Source organism: Variovorax ginsengisoli (assembly GCF_030486595.1).
GTDB lineage: Bacteria > Pseudomonadota > Gammaproteobacteria > Burkholderiales > Burkholderiaceae_C > Variovorax > Variovorax ginsengisoli_B.
Window position 1 is genome coordinate 400,754 of the sequence record NZ_JAUJZH010000002.1, and the last position, 25,461, is coordinate 426,214.

General features: G+C 69.8%; 22 protein-coding genes and 1 riboswitch. Of the genes, 20 read left to right on the forward strand and 2 right to left on the reverse strand.

Features of this window, described 5'->3' with window-relative positions; genetic code table 11:
• Positions 1-10 precede the first annotated feature (10 nt).
• Positions 11-1,231, reverse strand: a complete 1,221-nt coding sequence (locus QZH52_RS04450) for a CaiB/BaiF CoA transferase family protein (protein ID WP_301804469.1) — start codon at positions 1,229-1,231, stop codon at positions 11-13.
• A gap of 90 nt (positions 1,232-1,321) precedes the next feature.
• Between QZH52_RS04450 and QZH52_RS04455 the strand changes: the two genes are divergently transcribed.
• The 15 genes from QZH52_RS04455 (at position 1,322) to QZH52_RS04525 (ending at position 17,964) form a co-directional block, all read left to right on the forward strand.
• Positions 1,322-2,236 (forward strand): LysR family transcriptional regulator, encoded by a 915-nt coding sequence (locus tag QZH52_RS04455; RefSeq protein ID WP_301804472.1) that lies wholly within the window; start codon positions 1,322-1,324, stop codon positions 2,234-2,236.
• A 264-nt stretch (positions 2,237-2,500) separates the two neighbouring features.
• Complete coding sequence (locus QZH52_RS04460; protein ID WP_301804476.1) at positions 2,501-3,466, forward strand: ABC transporter substrate-binding protein; 966 nt, start codon at positions 2,501-2,503, stop codon at positions 3,464-3,466.
• A gap of 33 nt (positions 3,467-3,499) precedes the next feature.
• Complete coding sequence (locus QZH52_RS04465) at positions 3,500-4,342, forward strand: ABC transporter permease (protein ID WP_301804635.1); 843 nt, start codon at positions 3,500-3,502, stop codon at positions 4,340-4,342.
• Positions 4,342-5,121, forward strand: a complete 780-nt coding sequence (locus QZH52_RS04470) for an ABC transporter ATP-binding protein (protein WP_286372153.1) — start codon at positions 4,342-4,344, stop codon at positions 5,119-5,121. The genes QZH52_RS04465 and QZH52_RS04470 overlap by 1 nt, the downstream gene beginning before the upstream one ends.
• A gap of 23 nt (positions 5,122-5,144) precedes the next feature.
• Positions 5,145-5,942, forward strand: coding sequence for a histidine utilization transcriptional repressor HutC (gene hutC, locus QZH52_RS04475; RefSeq protein ID WP_301804480.1), 798 nt, complete (start codon positions 5,145-5,147; stop codon positions 5,940-5,942).
• 57 nt (positions 5,943-5,999) lie between these two features.
• Positions 6,000-7,550 (forward strand): histidine ammonia-lyase, encoded by a 1,551-nt coding sequence (gene hutH, locus QZH52_RS04480; RefSeq protein ID WP_301804484.1) that lies wholly within the window; start codon positions 6,000-6,002, stop codon positions 7,548-7,550.
• A 39-nt stretch (positions 7,551-7,589) separates the two neighbouring features.
• A complete protein-coding gene (gene hutU, locus QZH52_RS04485) occupies positions 7,590-9,308 on the forward strand; it encodes a urocanate hydratase (RefSeq protein ID WP_301804486.1) in 1,719 nt (572 codons plus the stop codon).
• Positions 9,309-9,320: 12 nt separating this feature from the next.
• Complete coding sequence (locus QZH52_RS04490; protein ID WP_301804487.1) at positions 9,321-9,914, forward strand: HutD/Ves family protein; 594 nt, start codon at positions 9,321-9,323, stop codon at positions 9,912-9,914.
• A gap of 5 nt (positions 9,915-9,919) precedes the next feature.
• Positions 9,920-11,164 (forward strand): imidazolonepropionase, encoded by a 1,245-nt coding sequence (hutI, locus tag QZH52_RS04495; protein ID WP_301804490.1) that lies wholly within the window; start codon positions 9,920-9,922, stop codon positions 11,162-11,164.
• Positions 11,161-12,546, forward strand: a complete 1,386-nt coding sequence (locus tag QZH52_RS04500) for a formimidoylglutamate deiminase (RefSeq protein ID WP_301804494.1) — start codon at positions 11,161-11,163, stop codon at positions 12,544-12,546. The genes hutI and QZH52_RS04500 overlap by 4 nt, the downstream gene beginning before the upstream one ends.
• Positions 12,547-12,551: 5 nt before the next feature.
• Positions 12,552-13,370, forward strand: a complete 819-nt coding sequence (hutG, locus tag QZH52_RS04505) for an N-formylglutamate deformylase (protein ID WP_301804496.1) — start codon at positions 12,552-12,554, stop codon at positions 13,368-13,370.
• A 5-nt stretch (positions 13,371-13,375) separates the two neighbouring features.
• Complete coding sequence (locus QZH52_RS04510) at positions 13,376-14,755, forward strand: FAD-binding oxidoreductase (RefSeq protein ID WP_301804499.1); 1,380 nt, start codon at positions 13,376-13,378, stop codon at positions 14,753-14,755.
• Positions 14,752-15,885, forward strand: a complete 1,134-nt coding sequence (locus QZH52_RS04515) for a histidinol-phosphate transaminase (RefSeq protein WP_301804502.1) — start codon at positions 14,752-14,754, stop codon at positions 15,883-15,885. The genes QZH52_RS04510 and QZH52_RS04515 overlap by 4 nt, the downstream gene beginning before the upstream one ends.
• Positions 15,886-15,934: 49 nt before the next feature.
• Complete coding sequence (locus QZH52_RS04520; RefSeq protein WP_286535206.1) at positions 15,935-16,981, forward strand: homocysteine S-methyltransferase family protein; 1,047 nt, start codon at positions 15,935-15,937, stop codon at positions 16,979-16,981.
• A gap of 158 nt (positions 16,982-17,139) precedes the next feature.
• On the forward strand, positions 17,140-17,964 hold the full coding sequence (locus QZH52_RS04525; RefSeq protein ID WP_301804507.1) for an SH3 domain-containing protein: 825 nt from the start codon (positions 17,140-17,142) through the stop codon (positions 17,962-17,964).
• A 12-nt stretch (positions 17,965-17,976) separates the two neighbouring features.
• On the opposite strand, the gene QZH52_RS04530 is transcribed toward QZH52_RS04525, so the two are convergent.
• The gene (locus tag QZH52_RS04530) at positions 17,977-18,864 is read right to left on the reverse strand and encodes a LysR family transcriptional regulator (RefSeq protein ID WP_301804509.1); all 888 of its coding nucleotides are present in this window, start codon (positions 18,862-18,864) and stop codon (positions 17,977-17,979) included.
• A 102-nt stretch (positions 18,865-18,966) separates the two neighbouring features.
• On the opposite strand from QZH52_RS04530, the gene QZH52_RS04535 reads away from it, so the two are divergent.
• From QZH52_RS04535 to QZH52_RS04555, 5 genes are all read left to right on the forward strand, one after another.
• The gene (locus QZH52_RS04535) at positions 18,967-19,404 is read left to right on the forward strand and encodes a PACE efflux transporter (RefSeq protein WP_301804512.1); all 438 of its coding nucleotides are present in this window, start codon (positions 18,967-18,969) and stop codon (positions 19,402-19,404) included.
• A gap of 8 nt (positions 19,405-19,412) precedes the next feature.
• Positions 19,413-19,505: riboswitch (S-adenosyl-L-homocysteine riboswitch) on the forward strand.
• 21 nt (positions 19,506-19,526) lie between these two features.
• The gene (gene metH, locus QZH52_RS04540) at positions 19,527-22,280 is read left to right on the forward strand and encodes a methionine synthase (RefSeq protein WP_301804515.1); all 2,754 of its coding nucleotides are present in this window, start codon (positions 19,527-19,529) and stop codon (positions 22,278-22,280) included.
• Between the two features lie 55 nt (positions 22,281-22,335).
• Entirely contained in the window at positions 22,336-24,102 is a 1,767-nt protein-coding gene (locus tag QZH52_RS04545) for a phospholipid carrier-dependent glycosyltransferase (RefSeq protein ID WP_301804518.1), read from the forward strand.
• The gene (locus QZH52_RS04550) at positions 24,095-25,060 is read left to right on the forward strand and encodes a glycosyltransferase family 2 protein (RefSeq protein ID WP_301804522.1); all 966 of its coding nucleotides are present in this window, start codon (positions 24,095-24,097) and stop codon (positions 25,058-25,060) included. The genes QZH52_RS04545 and QZH52_RS04550 overlap by 8 nt, the downstream gene beginning before the upstream one ends.
• Positions 25,057-25,455, forward strand: coding sequence for a GtrA family protein (locus QZH52_RS04555; protein ID WP_301804527.1), 399 nt, complete (start codon positions 25,057-25,059; stop codon positions 25,453-25,455). The genes QZH52_RS04550 and QZH52_RS04555 overlap by 4 nt, the downstream gene beginning before the upstream one ends.
• Positions 25,456-25,461 lie beyond the last annotated feature (6 nt).

The following is a 25,461-nucleotide window of genomic DNA, read 5'->3' on the forward strand; positions in this document are numbered from 1 at the left end:
GGGTCTTCCTTCAGAGGGGGGAGGGGATGGCGGTGGGGCCGAAGGCACCGGCCAGGCGCAGCTCGGCGAGCTTGTCGAGGCCGCAGCCGAGAAGCTGCGCGAGCAGGTCATCCGTGTGCTCGCCCAGCGCCGGCGCGCGTTCGGCCCGGTTCGACGCGGCGCCGTTGAAGCGTACCGGCTGGGTCGGCAGCCGGAGGCCCGGCAGCCGATCGTCCTGCACGCCGCGCAGGAGTTCGCGCGCCTGGGCCTGGGGCGATTCGAGGGCCTGTGCGATGTTCCAGATCGGCGCGGCGGGAACGCCCGCGGCCTCGAGCCGGCGCACGACCTCATCGACCGGATGCGCGGCGGCCCAGCCTTCGATCAGGGCGCGCAAGGCGGGCTCCTGCGCGGAGCGCAGCTCGTCGCTGGTGAAGCGCGGGTCGTTCGCGAGCCCGGGCATCGCCATCGCCGCGGCCAGCGCGTCGAACAGTTTCTTGTTGAGCACCGCCAGCGCGAAGTGGCCGTCCTGCGCGCGATAGACGCCGAACGGCGCCGACAGCGGATGCCGGTTGCCCACGCGCCGCGCCGGGCGGCCCGTGAACAGGAAGCGCGCCATCGAGGTGGCGAGGAAGCTCAGCGTGGTGTCGAACATCGCGACGTCGACGTGCTGGCCGTGGCCGGTGCGCTGGGTCTGCAGCAGCGCGGCCAGCGTGGCCCAGGAGGCGAAGAGGCCGGCGACCACGTCCGACACCGCCTCGCCGACCAGCGTCGGTGCGCCGTCGGGGTCGCCGGTGGCTTCCATCAGGCCGCTCATGGCCTGGACGATGATGTCGTAGGCCGGGCGGTGCGCGTAGGGGCCGGTCTGGCCGAAGCCCGAGACGCTGACGTAGACCAGCTTCGGGTTCTGCCGCGCCAGCGCCTCGGCGCCGATGCCCAGCCGCTCGGCGACGCCGGGGCGGAAGTTCTCGACCACCACGTCGGCTCGGGCCGCCAGTTCATGCACCAGGCGCACCGCATCGGGATTCTTCAGGTCGAGCACCATGCTCTTCTTGTTGCGGTTCATCACCGTGAAGAGTGCGCTCTGGCCGTTCTTCATCGGGCCGATGGCGCGGTAGTCGTCGCCCTGTGGCGGCTCGATCTTGATCACCTCGGCCCCCAGGTCGGCCAACAATGCAGTGGACAGCGGGCCCGCGAGCACGCGAGTGAAATCGAGGATGCGGATGCCGTCGAGCGGACGGGTGGATGGCGTCATGGCGGGTGCTTTGGTGACTGTGGGCCGCCATGGTCGATCCCTTTTGAATCAAATGAAAATACGCATCGTTGATGCCTTGGATCGAAAAAGATGATTCACCTGAACCTTCGCCAGCTCGAGTACTTCGTCGCCGCCGCACACCATGGCGGGGCCGCGCGGGCAGCCGATGCGCTCGGCGTGTCGCAGCCTTCGATCTCCAAGGCCATCGCGGACCTGGAAGCGCTGTGGGGCGAGCGGCTGTTCGTCCGGCTGCATGCGCGCGGGCTCGAACTCACCGGCGCCGGCGCGCTGCGGCACCGCGAGGCGCATGCGCTGCTCGAGCAGGCCCGCACGCTGGCCGCGCCACGCTCGGGCGCGCTCGCCGGCCTGCTGCGGGTGGGCTGCCTGAGCACGCTGGCGCCGCGTTGGCTGCCCGACATCCTGGCGCGCATGGCCAAGGCGTTTCCGGCCATCGAAGTGCAACTGGTCGAGGGCGACACCGAGACGCTCACGCGCATGCTCGAACGCGGCGCGCTCGATGTCGCGCTGATGTACGACCTCGGCCTGGCGCGCGGGGTGCGGCTCGAACCCCTGACGCAGCTTCGCCCCTACGCGCTGCTGCCCTGGGGGCATCGACTGGCCGCGGCCGGCACCCTGCGCATCGCCGATCTCGCGCGCGAGCCCCTGGTGCTGATCAACCTGCCGCACAGCCGCGAGTACTTCCTTTCGCTGTTTCGAGATGCCGGCGTCGTGCCGCGGATCGCGCACGAGAGCGCATCGCTGGAAATGGTGCGCTCGCTGGTCGCCAACGGCCTCGGCGTCTCGCTTCTGACGACCCGTCCGGTGCGCGACCAGGCCTACGACGGCAAGCGCATCGCCTGCCGGCGGCTGCGCGGCCGGCTCGCGCTGCAGTCGGTGGCGTTGGCGCATCCGCCGCCGGGCAGCTACGCGTCGCCGCTGGCTGCGGCTTTTGCCGAGGTGGCGCATGCGGGCGTGGCGAAACAGGCGGACGCATTGACAGGCTGAGCCTCGCGCGCTCGCCTGGCACGTCGCTTGCATTCGACCGCCATATTCGCCGCGTCTGTTCCTGTCTAGACAACTTTTGGTGCATGAAACCGCTTTCGCGCACTGCGGGAGTGCAAGGCGCCACTTGCCATCGACCCAAATTCCGGGTTAACCTGTATATACAGGTGCAGCGCGGGGAATGAAACTCGGCTGCCCTGCTGGACTACGAATACTTTTTCCTGCCCGGCTAGCCGAAAACTTTTGAAACGCAACAGGAGAACCTGAATGGTCAAGACGGTCGGAAAAATCGCCTCGCTGCTGGCGGCTGGTGCATGCATCGCGGGCATGGCGGCGAGCGCCCACGCCGAAGACACCAAGATCACGCTGGGCATGTCGGGCTGGACCGGCTTCGCGCCGTTGACGCTGGCCGACAAGGCCGGCATCTTCAAGAAGAACGGCCTCGATGTCGACCTGCGCATGATTCCGCAGAAGGACCGCCACCTGGCGCTGGCCTCGGGCGCGATCCAGTGCGCGGCCACCACGGTCGAGACGCACGTGGCCTGGAACGCCAACGGTGTGCCGATCGTCCAGATCTTCCAGATGGACAAGTCCTATGGCGCCGACGGCCTGGCCGTGCGCAACGACGTCAAGAGCTTCGCCGACCTGAAGGGCAAGGCGATCGGCGTCAGCGCGCCCGGCACCGCGCCGTACTTCGGCCTGGCCTGGATGCTCAACAAGAACGGCATGAGCATGAAGGACGTGAAGCTGGTGTCGCTCGAGCCGCAGCCCGCCGCCCAGGCCTTCGTGGCCGGCCAGAACGACGGCGCGATGACCTACGAGCCGTACCTCTCGACCGTCCGCGCCAACCCCGCCGCCGGCAAGATCCTGGCCACCACGCTCGACTACCCGATGGTGATGGACACCGTCGGCTGCGCCCCGACCTGGCTCAAGTCCAACGCCAAGGCGGCCCAGGCGCTGGCCAATTCGTACTTTGAGGCCCTCGACATGATCAAGGCCGACCCGGCCAAGGCGAACGAGATCATGGGCGCGGCGGTCAAGCAGAGCGGAGAGCAGTTCGCCAAGTCGTCGGCCAACCTGCGCTGGTCGGACAAGGCGGCAAACCAGAAGTTCTTCGCCAACGACATCCTCCCGTTCATGAAGGACGCGCAGGTGATCCTGCTGGAGTCCGGCGTGATCCGCAAGGCTCCCGACGACCTGGCCACCACCTTCGACACCAGCTTCGTCAAGTAAGAGGCACGGACGATCATGAGCGCGACGCCTGTCATGCACTCCTCCACGCCGGCGGCCTCGGCCGCGCCGGCCGCCCCCCAGTCGCCTCGCCGGCGCCGCGCGCTGGCCCCGCTCGAACCGGTCGGCGCACGGGCGCGCTGGCTGCTGGGCGTCGGCTTCTTCGTCCTGTTCGTGGCGGTCTGGGGCTTCTTCACGCTCGGCGGCTTCGTGTCGCCGACCTTCCTGGCCAGCCCGGTCACGATGGTCAAGGAAGCCGTGCTGCTCTTCACCGAGTTCAACTTCGGCCACGACATCGGCATGACCGTCTGGCGCGTGTTCGGCGGCTTCGTGCTGGCGACCATCGTGGCCGTGCCGCTGGGCATCGCGATGGGCACCTGGAAGAGCGTCGAGGCTTTCTTCGAGCCCTTCGTCTCGTTCTGCCGCTACCTGCCGGCCTCGGCCTTCATTCCGCTCCTGATCCTCTGGGCCGGCATCGGCGAGACCCAGAAGCTGCTGGTGATCTTCATCGGCTCGGTGTTCCAGATCACGCTGATGGTGGCGGTCACGGTGGGCAGCGCGCGGCGCGACCTGGTCGAGGCCGCCTACACGCTGGGCGCCAACAGCCGCGGCATCGTGCTGCGGGTGCTGATCCCCGGCGCCGCGCCCGGCATCGCCGAGACGCTGCGCCTGGTGCTGGGCTGGGCCTGGACCTACGTGATCGTGGCCGAGTTGATCGGATCGTCGTCCGGCATCGGCCACATGATCACCGACAGCCAGGCGCTGCTGAACACCGGGCAGATCATCTTCGGGATCATCGTCATCGGCGTGATCGGCCTCATTTCCGACTTCGCTTTCAAGGCGCTCAACCGCCGTCTCTTCGCCTGGAGCACGATCTGATGAACCAGCTTTCGATTCGCGGCGTGTCCCGCACCTTCACCGGCACGCGCGGCCAGACCACGCAGGCGCTGCTGCCGATCGACTTCGAAGTGCGCGAGAACGACTTCGTTACCATCCTCGGCCCGTCGGGCTGCGGCAAGTCCACCCTGCTGCGCATCGTGGCCGGCCTCGACTACCCGACCGAAGGCCGCGTGCTGCTCGACGGCCAGACCGTCGAGGGCCCGGGCGCCGACCGCGGCGTGGTGTTCCAGAGCTACACGCTGTTCCCCTGGCTCACGATCGCGCAGAACATCCGCTTCGGCCTGCGGGAGCGCGGCATGAGCGAGGCCGACCAGAAGGAGCGCAGCGATTTCTTCATCGCCAAGGTCGGCCTGCGCGGCTTCGAGAACCATTTCCCCAAGCAGCTCTCCGGCGGCATGCAGCAGCGCACCGCCATCGCCCGCGCGCTGGCCAACGATCCCAAGATGCTGCTGCTCGACGAGCCCTTCGGCGCGCTCGACAACCAGACCCGCGTGCTGATGCAGGAACTGCTGCTGGGCATCTGGGAGTCGGCCCGCAAGACGGTGCTGTTCGTCACGCACGACATCGACGAGGCGATCTTCATGGCCAACCGCGTGGCCGTGTTCAGCGCCCGGCCCGGCCGCATCAAGACCGAGATCCCGGTCGACTTCGGCCATCCGCGCCACTACACAATCAAGACCTCGCCCGAGTTCATGGACATCAAGGCACGGCTCACCGAAGAGATCCGCGCCGAATCGATGGCCGCCGCCGAGCATTGATCCCCAGTCCCGAGAAAGTCCGCATGACAGCCGCCAGCCTCCGCAAAGCCTCCGACGCCCACCGCACCGCGCCTGCGCGCGCGGCGGCCTCGACGTCGCCCGCGCTGGCGCTGTACGAGCAGATCAAGGCCTTCATCACGCACAAGATCCAGGACGGCTCCTGGGGGGCCGGCCATCGCCTGCCGTCCGAGAGCGAGCTGGTGGCGCAGTTCGGCGTGGCCCGCATGACGGTCAACCGCGCGCTGCGCGAGCTGGTCGAGCAGGGGCGCATCGTGCGCGTGGCGGGTGTCGGCAGCTTCGTCGCCGAGGACAAGCCGCAGTCGACCTTGCTGCAGATCGCCAACATCGCCAGCGAGATCCGAGACCGCGGGCACGACTACCGCTGCGAGTTCCTCACGGCCGAGCGCATCGCCGCCTCGCCCGACGTCGCGGTCTGGCTCGACCTGCGGCCCGGCGAGTCGGTGTTCCACACGGTCTGCCTGCACATGGAGAACGAAATCCCGGTGCAGCTCGAAGACCGCTACGTGAACCCGCGCGTGGTGCCCGACTTCCTCGACCAGGATTTCTCGCTGGTCCCGCCGAGCGAGTACCTGGTGCGCAACGTGCCCTTCGACCAGATCGAGCATGTGGTCGACGCCGTGCTGCCGACGCCCGAGCAGGCCGAACGGCTGGCGATGGCGGTGACCGACCCCTGCCTGCTGCTGACGCGCCGCACCTGGACCCGCACCCTGCCGGTGACGGTGGTGCGCTGCCTGCACCCGGCTTCGCGCTATCGCCTCGGCAGCCGGTTCCGGGCCGACGGCAACCCTTCCTTCGGCTGAACGCGCACGCCCGGCCTTCGATTTCGCGCGCACCTACTTGTATAGACAGGAGAACCCATGAACGCCACCCCTTCCGCCCACGCGCCGATCGTCCTCGCGCCCGGCGATGTCGATCTCGCCACCCTGCGCCGCGTGCATGCCGGTGGCGTCCAGCTCGCGCTCGATCCGGCGGCGCGCGCCGGCCTGCTCGCGGCGCAGGCCACGGTCAAGCGCATCGTCGATGCCGGCGAAGTGGTCTACGGCATCAACACCGGCTTCGGCAAGCTGGCCCAGACCATCATCCCGCCCGAGCGCCTGGCCGAACTGCAGCGCAACCTGGTGCTGTCGCACAGCGCCGGCACCGGCGAGCCGCTGGCGGCCGGCGTGGTCCGGCTGGTGCTGGCGACCAAGGCCGTGAGCCTGGCGCGCGGGCATTCCGGCGTGCGGCCCGAGATCGTCGATGCGCTGCTGGCGCTGTCGAACGCCGGCCTGCTGCCGCGCATTCCGTCGAAGGGATCGGTGGGCGCCTCCGGCGACCTGGCGCCGCTGGCGCACCTGGCCTGCGTGCTGATCGGCGAGGGCGAAGTCACGACGCCCGACGGCGAAGTCATCGGCGGCGCCGATGCGCTGCGCCGCATCGGCCTCGCGCCCTTCGTGCTCGGCCCCAAGGAAGGCCTGGCGCTGCTCAACGGCACCCAGGTCTCGACCGCGCTGGCGCTGGCCGGCCTGTTCGGCGCCGAGGACGTCTTCGCGGCCGGCCTGATGGCGGGTGCGCTGTCGCTCGAGGCGATCCAGGGCTCGATCAAGCCCTTCGACGCCCGCATCCATGCCGCGCGCGGCCAGCCGGGCCAGATCGCGGTGGCGGGCGCGGTGCGCGCGCTGCTCGAAGGCAGCGAGATCGTGCCCTCGCACGCCGACTGCGGCCGGGTGCAGGACCCGTACTCGATCCGCTGCGTGCCGCAGGTGATGGGCGCCTGCCTCGACAACCTCGCGCACGCGGCGCGCGTGCTTCGCATCGAGGCCAATGCGGCCTCCGACAACCCACTTGTTTTCGACAACGGCGACGTGATCTCGGGCGGCAACTTCCACGCCGAGCCGGTGGCCTTCGCGGCCGACATCATCGCGCTGTCGGTGGCTGAGATCGGCGCCATCTCCGAGCGCCGCATGGCGCTGCTGCTCGACAGCGGCCTGTCGGGCCTGCCGCCCTTCCTGGTGCGCGACGGCGGCGTCAACTCCGGCTTCATGATCGCCCAGGTGACGGCCGCGGCGCTGGCCTCCGAGAACAAGTCGCTGGCCCATCCGGCCAGCGTCGACAGCCTGCCGACCTCGGCCAACCAGGAAGACCACGTGTCGATGGCGACCTTCGCCGGCCGCCGGCTCGGCGACATGGTGAACAACACCGCGGTCGTGGTCGGCATCGAGGCCATGGCCGCCGCGCAAGGGATCGAACTGAAGAGGGGGCCGAAGAGCTCGCCCTTGATCGAAGCCGAGTTCGCCGCCATCCGCGAGCGGGTTCCCTTCATCGACCAGGACATCTATCTCGCACCGACCATCGAAGCCATGCGCACCTGGGCGCGTCAGGAGAACTGGCCCCAGGCCGTGCAATCTATCCTGCCCAGCCAGGCCTGAATCAACGATCACGTTCCGACATCGAAAGGACATCCCGCCATGAACGCACCCGACAAATTCCTCGCCGCCGCCACCGATCCCCGCCATGACGCGAGCCGCGTGATCCGATCGCCGCGCGGCAGCACGCTGAGCTGCAAGAGCTGGCTCACCGAGGCGCCGTTCCGCATGCTGCAGAACAACCTCGACCCCGAGGTGGCCGAGCGGCCGCAAGACCTGGTCGTGTACGGCGGCATCGGCCGCGCCGCGCGCGACTGGGCCTCGTTCGACCAGATCCTCGAATCGCTCAAGCAACTGAACGACGACGAGACGCTGCTGGTGCAGTCGGGCAAGCCGGTGGGCGTGTTCAAGACCCACGAGAACGCGCCGCGCGTGCTGATCGCCAATTCGAACCTGGTGCCCAAGTGGGCCACCTGGGAGCACTTCAGCGAGCTCGACCGCAAGGGCCTGATGATGTACGGCCAGATGACTGCCGGCAGCTGGATCTACATCGGCAGCCAGGGCATCGTGCAGGGCACCTTCGAGACCTTCGTCGAGGCCGGCCGCCAGCACTACGGCAACGATCTCTCGGGCAAGTGGATCCTGACCGCCGGCCTCGGCGGCATGGGTGGCGCGCAGCCGCTGGCCGCGACCCTGGCCGGCGCCGTATCGCTCAACATCGAATGCCAGCAGGCCAGCATCGACTTCCGCCTGCGCACGCGCTACCTCGACAAGCAGGCCAAGGACATCGACGACGCGATCGCGCTGATCAAGCAGCACACGGCCGCGAAGGAAGCGGTCTCGATCGGCCTGCTCGGCAACGCCGCCGAGATCCTGCCGGAACTGGTCAAGCGCGCCCAGGCCGGTGGCCTCAAGCCCGATCTCGTGACCGACCAGACCTCGGCCCACGACCTCGCGAGCGGCTACCTGCCGATCGGCTGGACGCTGGCGCAGTGGGAGGCCGCCAAGGCCGACGCCACGCAGCATCCGACATTGCGCCGCGCGGCGGCCAAGTCCTGCGCTGTGCACGTGCAGGCGATGCTCGACTTCCAGGCCATGGGCATCCCGACGGTCGACTACGGCAACAACATCCGCCAGGTCGCCTTCGACGAGGGCGTCAAGAACGCCTTCGACTTCCCGGGCTTCGTGCCGGCGTACATCCGGCCGCTGTTCTGCGAGGGCAAGGGCCCGTTCCGCTGGGTCGCGCTCTCGGGCGACCCGGAAGACATCTACAAGACCGACGCCAAGATCAAGGAACTGTTCCCTGACAACAAGCACACCCACCGCTGGCTCGACATGGCGCGCGAGCGCATCGCCTTCCAGGGCCTGCCGGCGCGCATCTGCTGGCTCGGCCTGGGCGAGCGGCACCTGGCCGGGCTGGCTTTCAACGAGATGGTGAAGTCGGGCGAGCTCAAGGGCCCGATCGTGATCGGCCGCGACCACCTCGACACCGGCTCGGTGGCGAGCCCGAACCGCGAGACCGAGAGCATGAAGGACGGCAGCGATGCGGTCTCCGACTGGCCGCTGCTCAACGCGCTGCTGAACACCGCCGGCGGCGCGACCTGGGTCAGCCTGCACCACGGGGGCGGCGTCGGCATGGGCTACTCGCAGCACTCGGGCGTGGTGATCGTCTGCGACGGCACCGACGCCGCCGCCAAGCGCATCGAGCGCGTGCTGTGGAACGACCCGGCCACCGGCGTCATGCGCCATGCCGATGCCGGCTACGACATCGCCATCGCGACCGCGAAGAAGCAGGGCTTGAACCTGCCGATGATCAAGTAGTCCGGCAAGGCCGTGCGAATCCATCGCTTCGGCACCGCCTCGCTGGCCGCCGCGCCGTGGAAGAACGGCGGCGGGACGACGCGCGAGATCGCCGCCTGGCCCCAAGGCGCCGGCATGGATGGTTTCGACTGGCGGGTGAGCATCGCGACCATCGACCAGGCTGGGCCGTTCTCGGCCTTTGCCGGCGTCGACCGCGTGATCATGCTGCTCGACGGCAGCGGCGTGCGGCTGCGCTCGGGCGACGGCCGGATCGACCACTGGCTCGGTCGGCCGCACGCGCCGTTTGCCTTTTCCGGCGACATGGCGCTCGACTGCGAGCTGCTCGGCGGCCCGTCGACGGACTTCAACGTGATGACGCGGCGCGGCCGCCTGCGCGCCGAGGTGCGCGTGCTGGCCGGCGACAGCCAGGTGGGACCGGCACCGGCCGGCCTGCTGCTCGCGTTGCGCGGCCGATGGCAGCTGCAGGGCGGCGACACGACCACCCTCGAACCCGGCGCGGGACTCTGGTGGGCCCAGGGCCCTGCCGGCTGGCACGCGACCCCCCTCGATGCCGAGGCCGCGCTGGTCGCGGTCCGCTTCGAAGAAGCGCTCACTCCTTCCACCTGAACACCATGACTCATTCCGCGCCTCCTTCCGCCGACGGCGTCTGGCAGCACCTGCGGCTCGCGCCCGGCGCGCTGGCCGACGACCGGGACGCCGTCGCCGATGCGGCGATCGTCGTCCTCGGCGGCAAGATCGAATGGATCGGCGAGCGTGCGTCGCTGCCCGCGATGCACGCCGGCCTGCCGCGCTTTGATGGCGGCGGCGCGCTCGTCACGCCGGGCCTGGTGGACTGCCACACGCACCTGGTCTACGGCGGCCAGCGCGCCAACGAGTTCGCGATGCGCCTGGCCGGTGCGACGTACGAAGAGGTCGCGAAGGCCGGCGGCGGCATCGTGTCGTCGGTGCGTGCCACGCGCGAGGCCGATGAAGACACGCTGTTCGTTCAGGCCGCGGCGCGGCTCGAGCAACTGCTGGCCGACGGCGTCTGCGCGATCGAGATCAAGTCGGGCTACGGCCTCGCGCTCGACCACGAACGCAAGCAATTGCGTGTCGCACGGCGGCTCGGCGAGGCCTATGGCGTGACGGTGCGCACGACCTTCCTCGGCGCCCATGCGCTGCCGCCCGAATACGCGGGCCGCAGCGGTGACTACATCGACCTGGTCTGCAGCGAGATGCTGCCGGCACTGGCCGCCGAGGGACTGGTCGATGCGGTCGACGTCTTCTGCGAACGCATCGCGTTCTCGCTGGCCGAGACCGAGCGCGTGTTCCAGGCTGCGCAGGCGCTCGGTCTGCCGGTCAAGCTGCATGCCGAGCAGCTGTCGGACATGGGCGGCGCCGCGCTGGCGGCGCACTACGGCGCGCTGTCCTGCGACCACATCGAGCACCTGTCGGCCGAAGGCATCGAAGCGATGCGCGCGGCCGGCACGGTGGCCGTGCTGCTGCCCGGCGCCTACTACACGCTGCGCGACACGCACCTGCCGCCGATAGCCGCGCTGCGCGCCGCCGGCGTGCCGATGGCCGTGTCGACCGACCACAACCCTGGCACCTCGCCGGCGCTGAGCCTGCTGCTGATGGCCAACATGGCCTGCACCCTGTTCCGCCTCACGGTGCCCGAGGCGCTGGCCGGCGTGACCCGCCATGCGGCGCGCGCGCTGGGCCTGCAGCACACGCACGGCGCCTTGCATGTCGGCCAGCCGGCCAACTTCGTGCTGTGGAACGTCCGGGACGCGGCCGAGCTCGCGTACTGGTTCGGCCAGCGGCCGCTGCGCACCGTGGTGCGCCAGGGCCGCATCGCGGCGGGAGCGGCCGCATGACCACGCGCACCCTGTTCGCGGCCGATGCGCTGCTGCCGACCGGATGGGCGAAGAACGTGCTGCTGGCATGGGACGACGCCGGCCGGCTGACGCAGGTGCAATCCGATGCGCCCCGGCCGTCCGCTGCACCCGCCGTGCGCGGCCCCTTGATCCCGGGCATGCCGAACCTGCATTCGCACGCCTTCCAGCGCGCTTTCGCAGGGCTCACCGAGCACCGCGCCGAGCAGCAGGACAGCTTCTGGAGCTGGCGCACGCTGATGTACCGCTTCGCCGCGCGCCTCGGCCCCGAGCAGATGGAAGCTGTCGCGACCTGGCTCTATGCCGAGATGCTCGAAGCCGGCTACACCAGCGTCTGCGAGTTCCAGTACGTGCACCATGACGGCGACGGCCGCCCCTATGCCGACGACGCCACGCTGAGCCTGGCGCTGCTGCGCGCCGCTCAGCGCACCGGCATCGGCTTCACGCTGCTGCCGGTGCTCTACCAGACCAGCGGCTTCGGCGGCACGCCGCCGAACCCGGGCCAGCGCCGCTTCATCCGCTCGACCGAGTCGATGCTGCGCCTGCTCGACGCGCTGAAGCCGACCTGCGATGCGCAGGGCGCGCGCCTGGGCCTGGCGCCGCATTCGCTGCGCGCGGTGCCTCCCGATGCCCTGCGCGATGCGCTCGCCGGCCTCGATGCGCTCGATGCCAGCGCGCCGATCCACATCCACATCGCGGAGCAGACGCAGGAGGTCGACGACTGCGTCGCCTGGAGCGGCCAGCGGCCGGTCGCCTGGCTGCTCGACCATGCGCCGGTCGATGCGCGCTGGTGCCTGGTGCATGCCACGCACATGGACGCGCAGGAGTACCAGCGCGCGGCCACGCGCGGCGCGGTCGCCGGCCTCTGTCCCACGACCGAGGCCAACCTCGGCGACGGCATCTTCGACTTCGCGGCCTGGCGCGGCCATGGCGGCGCCTGGGGCGTGGGCTCGGACAGCCATGCATGCGTCAACGCGGCCGAAGAGCTGCTGCTGCTCGAATACAGCCAGCGCCTGGCCACTCGCCAGCGCAATGTCGGCGCCGATGCGGCGCACCCGCAGGTCGCGACCGCGCTCACGCTGGCCGCCTTGCACGGCGGCGCGCAGGCCGCGGGCCGCGCGGTCTGCGGCCTGGCGCCGGGCCAGCAGGCCGACTTCGTCGTCCTCGACGCCGCACACCTCGCACTGCAAGGGCTCGACGCGCCCGACATGCTCTCGGCGCATGTCTTCGCGAGCCACCGCACGTCGGCGATCGATGCGGTGTGGGTCGCCGGCCAGCCGCGCGTCGCCGCCGGCCGGCATGCACTGCACGACCATGCCGCGGCCGGTTTCGTCGCCGCGCGCAGCCAACTTCTGAAGGATTGAGACCCATGCGCTTCATCACCACCGAGCCGCCATTCCGCTTCCGCGCCGGCAAGCGCCCCTTGCTGATCTCGATGCCGCATGTCGGCACCCACGTGCCGCCGCAGCTTGCGGCGCGCCTCACCGACGAAGCCCGCCAGGTGCCCGACACCGACTGGCATCTCGAACGCCTCTATGACTTCGCGGACGAACTCGGCGCCTCGGTGCTGGTCGCCACGCACTCGCGCTACGTGGTCGACCTGAACCGTCCGCCCGATGGCGCCAGCCTCTATCCGGGCCAGAGCGTCACCGGCCTGTGCCCGGTCGACACCTTCGACGACACGCCGATCTACGCCGCCGGCGATGTGCCCGACGAGGCCGAGGTCGCCGAACGCCGGGAAGCCATCTGGCAGCCCTACCACCGCCAGCTTGCGGACGAACTGGCGCGCCTCAAGGCGCAGCACGGCATCGCCGCGCTCTGGGACGCGCACTCGATCCGCTCGGTGCTGCCGCGCTTCTTCGAGGGCAGGCTGCCCGACCTGAACCTCGGCACCGCCAACGGCGCGAGCTGCGATCCGGCGCTGGCGCAGCGGCTGAAGCAGATCGCCGGCGAGGCGAACGGCTTCAGCTCGGTGCTCAACGGCCGCTTCACGGGCGGCTATATCACGCGCCATCACGGCCAGCCGGCGCAGGGCGTGCATGCGGTGCAGCTCGAGATGACGCAGTGCAGCTACATGCAGGAAGCCTTGCCCTTCGACTACCAGCCCGAGGTGGCGCAGCGCGTCCAGCCGCACGTGCGGCGCATGCTCGAAGCCGTGCTGGACTTCGTCGAGCGCAAGCACGACTGAACGGCATGGAATTCCTCGCCGCCCTCGAACGTGCGATCGGCGCCGGCCTCGTGCAGACCGGCGAAGCGATCGCCGCGCGCCACCACACCGACTGGAGCGGTGCGCCGCCGGTGGTGCCGCTGGCGCTGGTGCGGCCGCGCAGCACCGAGGAGGTGGCTGCGGTGCTGCGGGTCTGCGGCGACCACCGGGTGGCGGTGGTGCCGCAGGGCGGACTCACGGGACTGGCCGGGGCGGCGGTGCCGCGCGCGGATGCGATCGCGCTCTCGCTAGATCGGATGAACGCCATCGAATCGGTCGACCTCGCGGCCGCCACGATCACCGTGCAGGCCGGCGCCACGCTGCAGGCGGTCCAGGAGGCGGCGGCCGCGCACGGGCTGCAGTTCGGCGTCGATCTCGGCGCGCGCGGGTCCTGCCAGATCGGCGGCAACCTCTCGACCAACGCGGGCGGCAACGGCGTGCTGCAGTTCGGCATGATGCGCGAGCAGACGCTGGGCCTCGAAGTGGTGCTGGCCGACGGCAGCGTGCTGCCGATGCTGCGGCCGATGCTGAAGAACAACACGGGCTACGACCTCAAGCAGTTCTTCATCGGCGCCGAAGGCACGCTCGGGGTCATCACGCGCGCGGTGCTGCGGCTGCATCCGGCACCTCGCGCCCGCGCTACCGCGCTGGTGGCACTGGCCGATTTCGATGCCTCGCTGGCCTTGCTCGGGCGCCTGCAGTCGCGCTTCCCGGGTGCCGTGGCGGCCTTCGAGCTGATGTGGCGCGACTTCATCGAGACCTCGCTGGTCTGGCAAGGCCTGCGAGAGCCCTTCGACGCGCCGCATCCCTTCGCGGCGCTGGTCGAGCTGACCGGCAGCGACGAGGCCGCGCTCGGCGAGGCGCTCGAAGCGCTGCTGGCCGAGGCGATGGAGGCCGGGCAAGCGGTCGATGCGGCGATCGCGCAGTCGCGGGCCCAGGCGCTCGCCTTCTGGAAGATCCGCGAAGCCACGGCCGAGCTGCCGGTCCACATGCAGCCGCCGATCAACTTCGACGTCAGCCTGCCGATGGCCGGGATCGGCCGCTTCGCCGCGGCCTGCCGCAGCGCCTTCGATGCCCGCTGGCCGGGCCACCACTCGATCTTCTTCGGCCATGTCGGCGACAGCAACCTGCACATCACGACCGACGGCCGCTCGATCGGCGGCGACGAGGCCGGCATCGAGCGCGTCGTCTACGACCAGGTGGCGGCTTTCGGCGGCAGTGTCTCGGCGGAGCACGGCATCGGCCTGCACAAGAAGCCCTATCTGCATGCCAGCCGTACGCCGGCCGAAATGGCCGCCATGCGCGCGATCAAGCGCGCGCTCGATCCGCTCGACCTCCTCAACCCCGGCAAGGTATTCGACCAATGAACATGTCCGCCATCCACGCACTCGCACGCCCCGAGGTGCCTGCGCTCCCCGCCTACAACGCCGGCCTGTCGTCACAGGCGGTGCGCGCGCGCTACGGCGTCAGCGAGATCGCGCGGCTCGCCAGCAACGAGAATCCCTTCGGCGCCAGTCCCGCGGTGGCGCGCGCGCTGGTCGACCTGGCGCTGCAGGTCGGCACCTATCCCGATGCGAACTGCAGCGCGCTGCGCGCCGCGATCGCGCAGCGCAGCGGCGCCCGGCCCGAGGAGGTGGTGATCGGCAATGGCTCCGAGGACATCCTCCAGATGCTGTGCCAGGCCTTCCTGTCGCCCGGCGACCGGGTGCTGACGCAGCGGCCCGCCTTCGGCCTGCACGAGATCTACCCGCGCATGATGGGCGCGCAGGTCGAAGCGCTGGCGCTGACGCCCGCGCTCGGCTTCGACATCGACGCCTGGTGCGAGGCCCTGGCGCACGGGCCGAAGCTGGTGATGCTGGCGAACCCGTCGAACCCGGTGGGCTGCATGTTCGATGCCGACGAGTTCGCCCGGCTGCTCGCCGCCATGCCGCCGGCCACGCTGCTGGTGCTCGACGAGGCGTACTACGAATACGCGCGGACCGCGCCCGGCTTTCCCGATGCGCTGGCCGCGCTGCGCGCGCAGCAGCGGCCCTGGATCGTGCTGCGCACGTTTTCCAAAGCCTGGGGGCTGGCGGGCCTGCGGGTCGGCTACGGCATCGCGTCGGATGCCGCGCTGGTCCAGTTGCTGGACCGGGTGCGCACGCCCTTCAACGTCAACCTGGCGGCCCAGGCGGCCGCACTGGCGGCGTGGGGCGACGAGGCCCACATGGTCCATGCGGTGGCCGAAACGGTGCGCCGGCGCGACGCGATGGCGGAGGCGCTGCGTGCGATGGCCTGGCCGGCGCTGCGTGTCGCGCCTTCGGCGGCCAATTTCCTGTTCATCGACCTGGCGCGTCCGAACGGCCCGGTCAATGAAGCGCTGCTGGCGCGCGGCATCATCGTCAAGCCATGGAAGGAGCCCGGTTTCGAGAGCTTCATCCGGGTGTCGATCGGCACGCCGGAAGAGAACGCGCGCTTCCTCGGCGCGCTGGCGGAGATCGCCAGCGCGCCGGCTTGACAAGACCCGCCGCCGCGGCGGGCGCGGCGGCGCTTCCTACAATCGGGTCATGAAGCCCGTCGTCTACACCCGCGCCCAGCAACTTCCCGCCATCCTGGCCCAACGCATCGCCATCCTCGATGGCGCGATGGGCACCATGATCCAGCGCTTCAAGCTGACCGAGGCGCAGTACCGCGGCGAGCGCTTCAAGGACTTCCCGCGCGACGTCAAGGGCAACAACGAGCTGCTCTCGCTGACCCGGCCCGATGTCATCCGCGACATCCACGAGGGCTATCTCGCGGCCGGCGCCGACCTGATCGAGACCAACACCTTCGGCGCCACCCGGATCGCGCAGGAGGACTACAAGATGGCCGAACTGGCGCGCGAGATGAACCTCGAGTCCGCGAAGCTGGCGCGCGCCGCGTGCGACAAGTTCAGCACCCCCGACAAGCCTCGCTTCGTCGCCGGCGCCCTCGGCCCGACGCCCAAGACCGCCAGCATCAGCCCCGACGTCAACGATCCCGGCGCGCGCAACGTCAGCTTCGAGGAACTGCGGGCTTCCTACTACGAGCAGGTCGAGGCCCTGGTCGAAGGCGGCTCCGACGTGCTGCTGGTCGAGACCATCTTCGACACGCTGAACGCCAAGGCGGCGCTGTTCGCCATCGACGAGTACTTCGAGGCCAGCGGCGAGCGGCTGCCGCTGATCATCAGCGGCACCGTGACCGACGCCTCGGGCCGGATCCTGAGCGGACAGACCGTGACCGCCTTCTGGCACAGCGTTCGCCATGCACGGCCGCTGGCCATCGGCCTGAACTGCGCGCTGGGCGCGGCGCTGATGCGGCCCTACATCCAGGAGCTGGCACGCGTCGCCGACGACACCTTCATCAGCTGCTACCCCAACGCCGGCCTGCCCAACCCGATGAGCGAGACCGGCTTCGACGAGACCCCCGACGTCACCTCGCGCCTGTTGCACGAGTTCGCAGCCGAGGGGCTGGTCAACATCGTCGGCGGCTGCTGCGGCACCACGCCGGAGCACATCGCGGCCATCGGCCAGGCGGTGGCACCGCTCGCCGGCCGCAGCCTGCATCGCGCGGCCTTCTACAGCGAAGCCGCTTGAGGCCGCCGCGCCCGGCGCATGTGAAGCCGGGATGAAGAAAGTCTCCAGACGTTCCGCGTGTGCGCGAAGACGCGCGCTGTGGCGTTCTCGTTTGAAGGCCGTGGCTGATTGACATCGGGCTGCAGCCCCTTCTACCCTGGACCGCAAAGGAATTCTTCATGAACAACAAGGCAATGCGATGGTTCGGCCTGGCCGCCATCGCCCTGGCGGTGCCGTTGGCCGCCTCGGCTCAGCAGGCATTCACCCGCGGGCCGGTCAACCTGCGTGCCGGTCCTGGCGACAGCTATCCGCTGGTGGCCACCTTGGGGCCCGGGCAGTCGCTGCAGGTGATGGGCTGCACCGCCGGCTACGGCTGGTGCGACGTGGTGCTGCCGGACGGCCTTCGCGGTTGGTCCTATGCGGCCAGCCTCGAATACGCCTACCAGGAGCAGCGCGTTCCGCTGGCGACCTATGGCGCGATCATCGGCGTGCCGCTGGTGACCTTCGCCATCGGCAGCTACTGGTCCAACTACTACCGCGACCGCCCCTGGTACAACCAGCCGCGCTGGTGGGGCGGCCGCCCGCCGCCGCCGCCGGGCCCGGGCTGGCGCCCCCCGCCGCCGCCGGTGGCGGGCTGGCGTCCCAATCCGTGGCCGGGCTATGCGCCGCATCCGCCGGGCTTCCGTCCGCCGTCGGCGCCGGGCTTCGGTCCGCCGCCATCACCCGGTTTCCGGCCGCCGCCATCACCCGGCTGGCGCCCGCCGCCCGGTGCGCGTCCGCCCGGTTTCCAGACTGGCGGCCGGCCGCCGGGGCAGGGCGGGGGTGACCACGGCCGCGGAGGCGGCCGCGGTGGCGACCATGGCGGTGGCGGGGATGGCGGTCGCAATGGCCATGGCGGGGGCCACGGAGGTGGAGGTGGTGGTGGCGGCGGCCACGGAGGAGGCGGTGGCCACGGTGGCGGCCATGGTGGAGGCGGTGGAGGCGGCGGAGGCCGCGACCGCTAGCCGGCGCCTTCCTCAGTCCTTCTTGCGGGCGATCAGTGCCACGAAGCGCTGGGCCCCGAGGCCCAGCGGCCGCTCGCGCGACCACACGACATCGACCCACAGGTCGAGCCCGTTCGACAGGTTCTCGAACGGAATCTCGACCAGCGCGCCAGCGGCCACGTGCGGCCGCGCGAAGTTGCGCGGCAGCCAGCCCCAGCCCAGGCCGGCGGTGATCAGGCTCAGTGCGGCCAGCGCGTTGTCGGTGCGCCAGACATGGCGCGCGAAGACGAAACGCGGGTCGCTGGTGGCGAGGTCGCGTCCGGCGACCACGATCTGCCGCGTGGTCGTCAGGTGTTCTTCGCGCAACCGTCCCCCCGCCGCGGCCAGCACCGGATGGTCGGGCGCCATCACGGCCACCATGGTGTCGTTGGCCACTTCCTGGAAACCCTCGCGGCCGTCGAGGCTGGGGCGCTCGAACACCAAAGCCAGCTGGGCCCTGCCGCTGTGCAGCAGCGCCAGTGCATCGGCCTGCGGCGCCGCCAGCACCTCGACCTCCAGCAGCGGGTATTCGGCCGCCAGAGCGGCCAGCGGCCCGCTCCAGGGCGCGGCCAGCAACTCGGGCGCAATGGCCAGCGTCAGCCGGTTCTCCAGCCCCTGGGTCAACGCCAACGCCTGGACCTGAAGTTGCTTGAGTTGCGCCGCCAGCAGGCGCGCCTGCGGCTCCAGCGATCGCGCGGCCGCGGTCGGCTGCGGCTCGCGGCCGCTGCGGTCGAACAGGCTGAGGTCGAGCTCGGCTTCGAGACTGGCGATCGCCATGCTGACCGCCGACGGCACCCGGCCCAGCGCCCGCGCGGCCGCCGAGAAGGAGCCGTGATCGACCACTGCGAGAAACACCGCCACGTTGTCGCTGGAAAAACCCATGCCGAACCCGATCTATCAACAAATCTGAAAGAAGATGACTTTTTATATCAAATAAACCAACATAAAGTCCATCCCAACGCCAACCAACACAGGATCGATTTCATGCAAGGGCTCAAGCGCCGCGTCGTCTACATCAGCCTCTACGAGGGCATCGCCATCGTCGCGGCCAGCGCGGGCCTGGCGCTGATGTCCGGCCAAGGACTGGGACATTCGGGGGTGCTGGCGGTCATCGCCTCGGTCATCGCGGTGCTCTGGAACCTGTCATTCAACGCCCTGTTCGAGCGCTGGGAGTCCGGCCAGGCGGTGCGCGGCCGCAGCCTGCGCCGCCGGATCGCCCACGCGATCGGCTTCGAAGGCGGCCTGGTTGCCTTCCTGGTGCCGGTGTTCGCCTGGTGGCTCGGCGTCAGTCTCTGGGATGCGCTGGTGATGGACCTCGGCCTGGTGGTTTTCTTCCTGGTCTACACCTTCGTCTTCAACTGGGCCTTCGACGCCATCTTCGGCTTGCCGGCATCGGCCGCCGGTGCCGCGCAGCCAGCGTAAAATCCGCGGCTCCCAAGGAGCGTTGCAGCGCCGCCGGCCGTCTGGCCGGCCGCGTCAGGCTTGGGCTTCCAGGCACTGGAGTGCAACGACGCTCGCCTGACCCCGTTTCCACAGGTGAGCCCATGCCAATCGATTCTTCCGCGTCCCAGACCCCGCCCCCGATGAAGCTGTCCGGCCTCGAGCCGGTGCAGATCGGCGATGGCGCGCTGTTCGTCAACATCGGCGAGCGCACCAACGTCACCGGTTCCAAGGCCTTCGCGCGGATGATCCTGAACGGCCAGTTCGAGGAAGCGCTGGCGGTGGCGCGCCAGCAGGTCGAGAACGGTGCCCAGGTCATCGACATCAACATGGACGAGGCCATGCTCGACAGCAAGGCCGCGATGGTGCGTTTCCTGAACCTGATCGCGAGCGAGCCCGACATCGCGCGGGTGCCGATCATGGTCGACAGCTCGAAATGGGAAGTCATCGAGGCCGGCCTGCGCTGCATCCAGGGCAAGGGCATCGTCAACTCGATCAGCATGAAAGAGGGCGAGGACCAGTTCCGCCACCAGGCCCGGCTGCTGCGCCGCTACGGCGCTGCAGCGGTCGTGATGGCCTTCGACGAGAAGGGCCAGGCCGACACTTACGAACGCAAGATCGAGATCTGCGAGCGCGCCTACCGCATCCTGGTCGACGAGATCGGCTTCCCGCCCGAGGACATCATCTTCGACCCGAACATCTTCGCGATCGCCACCGGCATCGAGGAGCACAACAACTACGCGGTCGACTTCATCAACGCAGTGCGCTGGATCAAGCAGAACCTGCCCGGCGCCAAGGTGTCGGGCGGGGTGTCGAACGTGAGCTTCAGCTTCCGCGGCAACGACCCCGTGCGCGAGGCCATCCACACCGTGTTCCTGTACCACGCGATCAAGGCCGGCATGGACATGGGCATCGTCAACGCCGGCATGGTCGGCGTCTACGACGACCTCGAGCCCGAACTGCGCGAGCGGGTGGAGGACGTGGTGCTGAACCGCCGCCCCGATGCCGGCGAGCGCCTGGTGGAAGTCGCCGAGACCGCCAAGAGCGGCGCCAAGGACGAGAGCAAGAAGCTCGAATGGCGCGGCACGCCCGAGCATCCGGTGCACGTCAACCAGCGCCTGTCGCACGCCATGGTGCACGGCATCACCGACTTCATCGTGGAAGACACGGAAGAGGCCTACCAGCAGATCCTGGCCACCGGCGGGCGTCCGCTGCATGTGATCGAAGGCCCGCTGATGGCCGGCATGAACATCGTCGGCGACCTGTTCGGCCAGGGCAAGATGTTCCTGCCGCAGGTGGTGAAGTCGGCCCGCGTGATGAAGTCCGCGGTGGCGCACCTCATTCCCTACATCGAGGAAGAAAAACGCCAGGACGAGGCCGCCGGCCGCGATGTCCGCACCAAGGGCAAGATCGTCATCGCGACGGTCAAGGGCGACGTCCACGACATCGGCAAGAACATCGTCACGGTCGTGCTCCAGTGCAACAACTTCGAGGTCGTGAACATGGGCGTGATGGTGCCCTGCCACGAGATCCTGGCGCGCGCCAAGGTCGAGGGCGCCGATATCGTCGGCCTCTCGGGCCTGATCACGCCCAGCCTCGAGGAGATGCAGTACGTGGCCGGCGAGATGCAGAAGGACGAGCACTTCCGGATCAAGAAGATCCCGCTCATGATCGGCGGCGCCACCACCAGCCGGGTCCACACGGCCGTGAAGATCGCGCCGCACTACGAAGGCCCGGTGGTCTATGTGCCCGATGCCTCGCGCAGCGTGAGCGTGGCCCAGTCGCTGCTGTCGGACCAGGCGGCGAGCTACATCGACGAGCTCAATGCCGACTACGACAAGGTGCGCCACCAGCACGCCAACAAGAAGCAGGTGGCGCTGTGGCCGCTGGCCAAGGCGCGCGCCAACAAGACGCCGGTCGACTGGTCCGGCTATGTACCGCCGATGCCCAAGTTCATCGGACGGCGCGTGTTCAAGAACTTCGACCTGACCGAACTCGCCAAGTACATCGACTGGGGCCCCTTCTTCCAGACATGGGACCTGGCCGGGCCGTTCCCCGCCATCCTCAAGGACGAGGTGGTCGGCACCGAGGCGGTGCGGGTCTACGCCGACGGCCAGCGCATGCTCAAGCGCCTGATCGAAGGCCGCTGGCTCACGGCCAGCGGCGTGATCGGCTTCTGGCCCGCCAACACCGAGCGCGACGACGACATCGTGCTCTACACCGACGAGTCGCGCAGCGAGGTCGCGCTCACCTGGTGGGGCATGCGCCAGCAGGCCGAGAAGCAGGTGATCGACGGCGTGACCCGGCCGAGCCGCTGCCTGGCGGACTTCGTGGCGCCGCGCGAGAGCGGGCTCAAGGACTACGTGGGCATGTTCGCGGTCACCGCGGGCATCGGCATCGAGAAGAAAGAGAAGTACTTCATCGACGACCTCGACGACTACTCGGCGATCATGCTCAAGTCGCTGGCCGACCGGCTGGCCGAGGCCTTCGCCGAGGCGATGCACCACCGTGTGCGGACCGACCTGTGGGGCTACGCGCCCGACGAGGCGCTCAGCAATGCCGACATGATCGACGAGAAGTACCGCGGCATCCGGCCCGCGCCCGGCTACCCGGCCTGCCCCGACCACAGCGTCAAGGGCCCGATGTTCGACCTGCTGAACTGCGCCGAGATCGGCATGAGCGTGACCGAAAGCCTCGCGATGATGCCGGCCGCCAGCGTCAGCGGCTTCTACCTGAGCCACCCCGACTCGACCTACTTCAACGTCGGCAAGATCGGCCACGACCAGCTGCAGGACCAGGCAGCGCGCCGCCACCAGAGCGAGGTCGAACTCGAACGCCTGCTGGCGCCGAACCTGTGACACGAAGCGCCGTCGCGAGCACCGCCGGCCAGCGGGAGTTCCTATTCAAAAGCTGATGTTCGGGGCCGCCCACTATGCGGCGATGGCGGTCTTCGCGGTCGCCTGCTGGGGGGTCGGGCGGTCGCTGCTGGCGCGCATCGGCGCGCCAGGGCGACGCGACGCCGCGCTCGAAGCCGCGATGGCGGCCGCGGCCGGGCTCGGGCTCTATGTCTGCGTCTTCCAGGCGATCGCGATCGCCGGGCTGTTCGGCCGCGGCGCCGTCGTCGGCACGGTGGCGCTCGGCCTGCTGGCGGCCGTGCTGCAGTGGCCGGCCTGGCGGCGCGAACGCGGCCCGCGGCTGCCGTCCGAGCCCTTCGGCTTCGTCGAGAAGCTGGCGCTGGTGGCCTTCGTGCTGACGGCGCTGCCGGCCCTGGTCGAACCGCTGGCGCCGCCGGCCGCGTTCGACGAGCTGATGTACCACCTGCCCTATGCGCGCGAAGTGCTGCAGAGCGGGCGGCTCGGCGTCCACGAGTGGCTGCGCTATCCCTGGTTTCCGTACAACTACAACCTGATCCATGCCGGCGCGCTGGCGGTCGGCGACGACGTCCTGCCGCACCTGCTGAGCGCCCTCGCGGGCTGGCTGTCGGTGGCGATGGTCTACCGGCTGGGTGCGCAGCATGCGAGCCGGCTGACCGGGCTGGCCGCGGCCGCGATCTGGCTCGGCATCGGCGACTACGAAAGCGCGCTGATCGACATCAGCGTCGCCCTCTTCGTGCTCGCCGCCTGCACCGCCCTGTGGTGGTGGCGCGAGTCCGACGATCCGGCGCGTGGCGCGCGCTGGCTGGCGCTGGCCGCCTTCTTCCTCGGCGTCGCGGCGGGCTCCAAGTACCAGGCCCTGACGGTGCTGCCGCTGGTGGCCGTGTTCGTGGTCCGGCGCGAGCGCCGGCTCAAGGTCTGGGCGCTGGCGCTGGTGTGCTTCCTGGTCCCCTGCATCTACTGGTATGCGCGCAACGCGGTCATGACGGGCGACCCGTTCAATCCGATCGGCGCGCGCCTGTTCGGCTTCACCAACTGGAACGCGGCCGACTACAAGAACCAGTTCGACGACGTGCGCGCCCATGCCGCGTGGCCGAACGGCTTCCTGTGGGGCGTGCTGTTCGCGCCGTTCGCGCTGGCATGGAAGCGCTCGCCGGCGGTGCGCGCGGCGGCCGTGTTCAGCCTCTACTCGCTGGGCGTCTGGGCCCTGACCTCGCGCTATCCGCGCTACCTGGCCGCCTCGGTGCCGCTGATCGCGCTGGTGTCGGTGGTCGGCTGGCAGGCATTGCTGGCCCGCCTGGCCGACGGGCTGCGCCGCGCGCTGCCGGCGTGGAACGCGCGCGGCCTGCTCGACCGCGCCGGCCGCTGGCTCGGCGTGCTGCTGCTGTTGGTGGGCGTCGGCGGCTCGTTCTACATGACGCGGCGCAGCGTGGCGGCGATCGCGACCACGCCGGCCGAGCGCGCCGCCTTCCTCGACGCCCACGTGCCCGGCTATGCGGTCATGAACTACCTGCGCGAACACGCGACCGGGCGGGTCTACCAGATCGCGCTCAGCGAAGCGATCTACTATGGGCCGGCCCCGGTCTGGGGCGATGCGATCGGGCCCTGGCGCTATGCCGACTTCATCGTGCTGCCGCCGGCCGAATTCGCGCGCAAACTGCGGGGCCTTGGCTTCGAGGCGATCGCGGTCGGCGCCAGCGCCGCGCCGACGCTCGCCGCCCAGCCCGGCTTCCTTGACCATTTCGCCTTGATGTACGAAAAAGCCGGTGCCAAGGCCTACCGCATCCTGCCTGCCAAGAATGACTGAACGTTTCGACTCGAGCCCGCTGCGCATCGCCGCCGTGATCCCGTGCTTCAACGAGGCGCTGGCCATCGCGCAGGTGGTGAGCGAGTTTCAGGCGTCCCTGCCCGAGGCCGAGATCCACGTCTTCGACAACAACTCGACCGACGACACCGCGGCCGTGGCCCGGGCCGCCGGCGCGCGCGTGACGCACGTCCCGCTGCGCGGCAAGGGCAACGTGGCGCGGCGGATGTTCGCGGACGTCGAGGCCGACGTCTACGTGATGGTCGACGGCGACGCCACCTACGACGTCGGCGAGGTGCGGCGGCTGATCGAACTGATGGTCGAAGGCAACCTCGACATGGTGGTCGGCTCGCGGGTCGACGACGGCGCCGACATGCAGACCTACCGGCGCGGCCACCGCTTCGGCAACGCCTTGCTGACCGGCGCGGTGGCGAGCCTCTTCGACGGCCGGATGACCGACATGCTGTCGGGCTATCGCGTCTTCTCGAGGCGCTACGCCAAGTCCTTCCCGGCATTGTCCAGGGGCTTCGAGATCGAAACCGAATTGACAGTCCATGCGCTCGAATTGCGGATGCCCTTCGCCGAGGTCCCGATGCCCTACCGCTCGCGGCCCGAAGGCTCCGAAAGCAAGCTGTCGACCTACCGCGACGGCTGGCGCATCCTCAAGACCATCTGCAAGCTGTTCGTGAGCGAGCGGCCGCTGCAGTTCTTCTCCAGTGCCGCGGGCCTGCTGGTGCTGCTGTCGCTGATCCTCGCCGAGCCGCTGGTGTCCACCTACCTGAACACCGGGCTGGTGCCGCGGCAGCCGACCGCGGTGCTGGTCACCGGGATGATGCTGATGGCGATGTTGTCCTTCGTCTGCGGCGTGGTGCTGCACACCGTGACCATCGGCCGGCGCGAGGCCAAGCGGCTGTGCTACCTGGGGATTCCCGGCGTCCGCTCCGCCGCCGGCCGGCCATGAAGCTCGGGCGGGAGTTCCTGTCGTTCGCGGTCGTCGGCGCGATCGGCTTCGTCGTCGACCTCGGCGTGCTCTACGTGGTGGCGCCGGCGTTCGGCTGGTATGGCGGGCGCGTGCTGTCGTTCCTCGCTGCCGCCACCGTCACCTGGGCGCTGAACCGGCGCTTCACCTTCGCCGGGAGGCATTCGGGCGCGTCGATCGGGCGCGAGTACCTGCGCTACCTGCTGACGATGATGGGGGGCGCGCTGGTCAACTACGGGGCCTACGTGCTGACCTTGCACTGGCTGGGCGGGCCGCTGGCCCCCGCGCTCGGCGTGGCGTTCGGCAGCTGCGCCGGGCTGGCGGTCAACTTCCTGACGGCGCGTTTCCTGGTGTTCGGCTCGGCGCGCGGGTCCTGAGCGCGC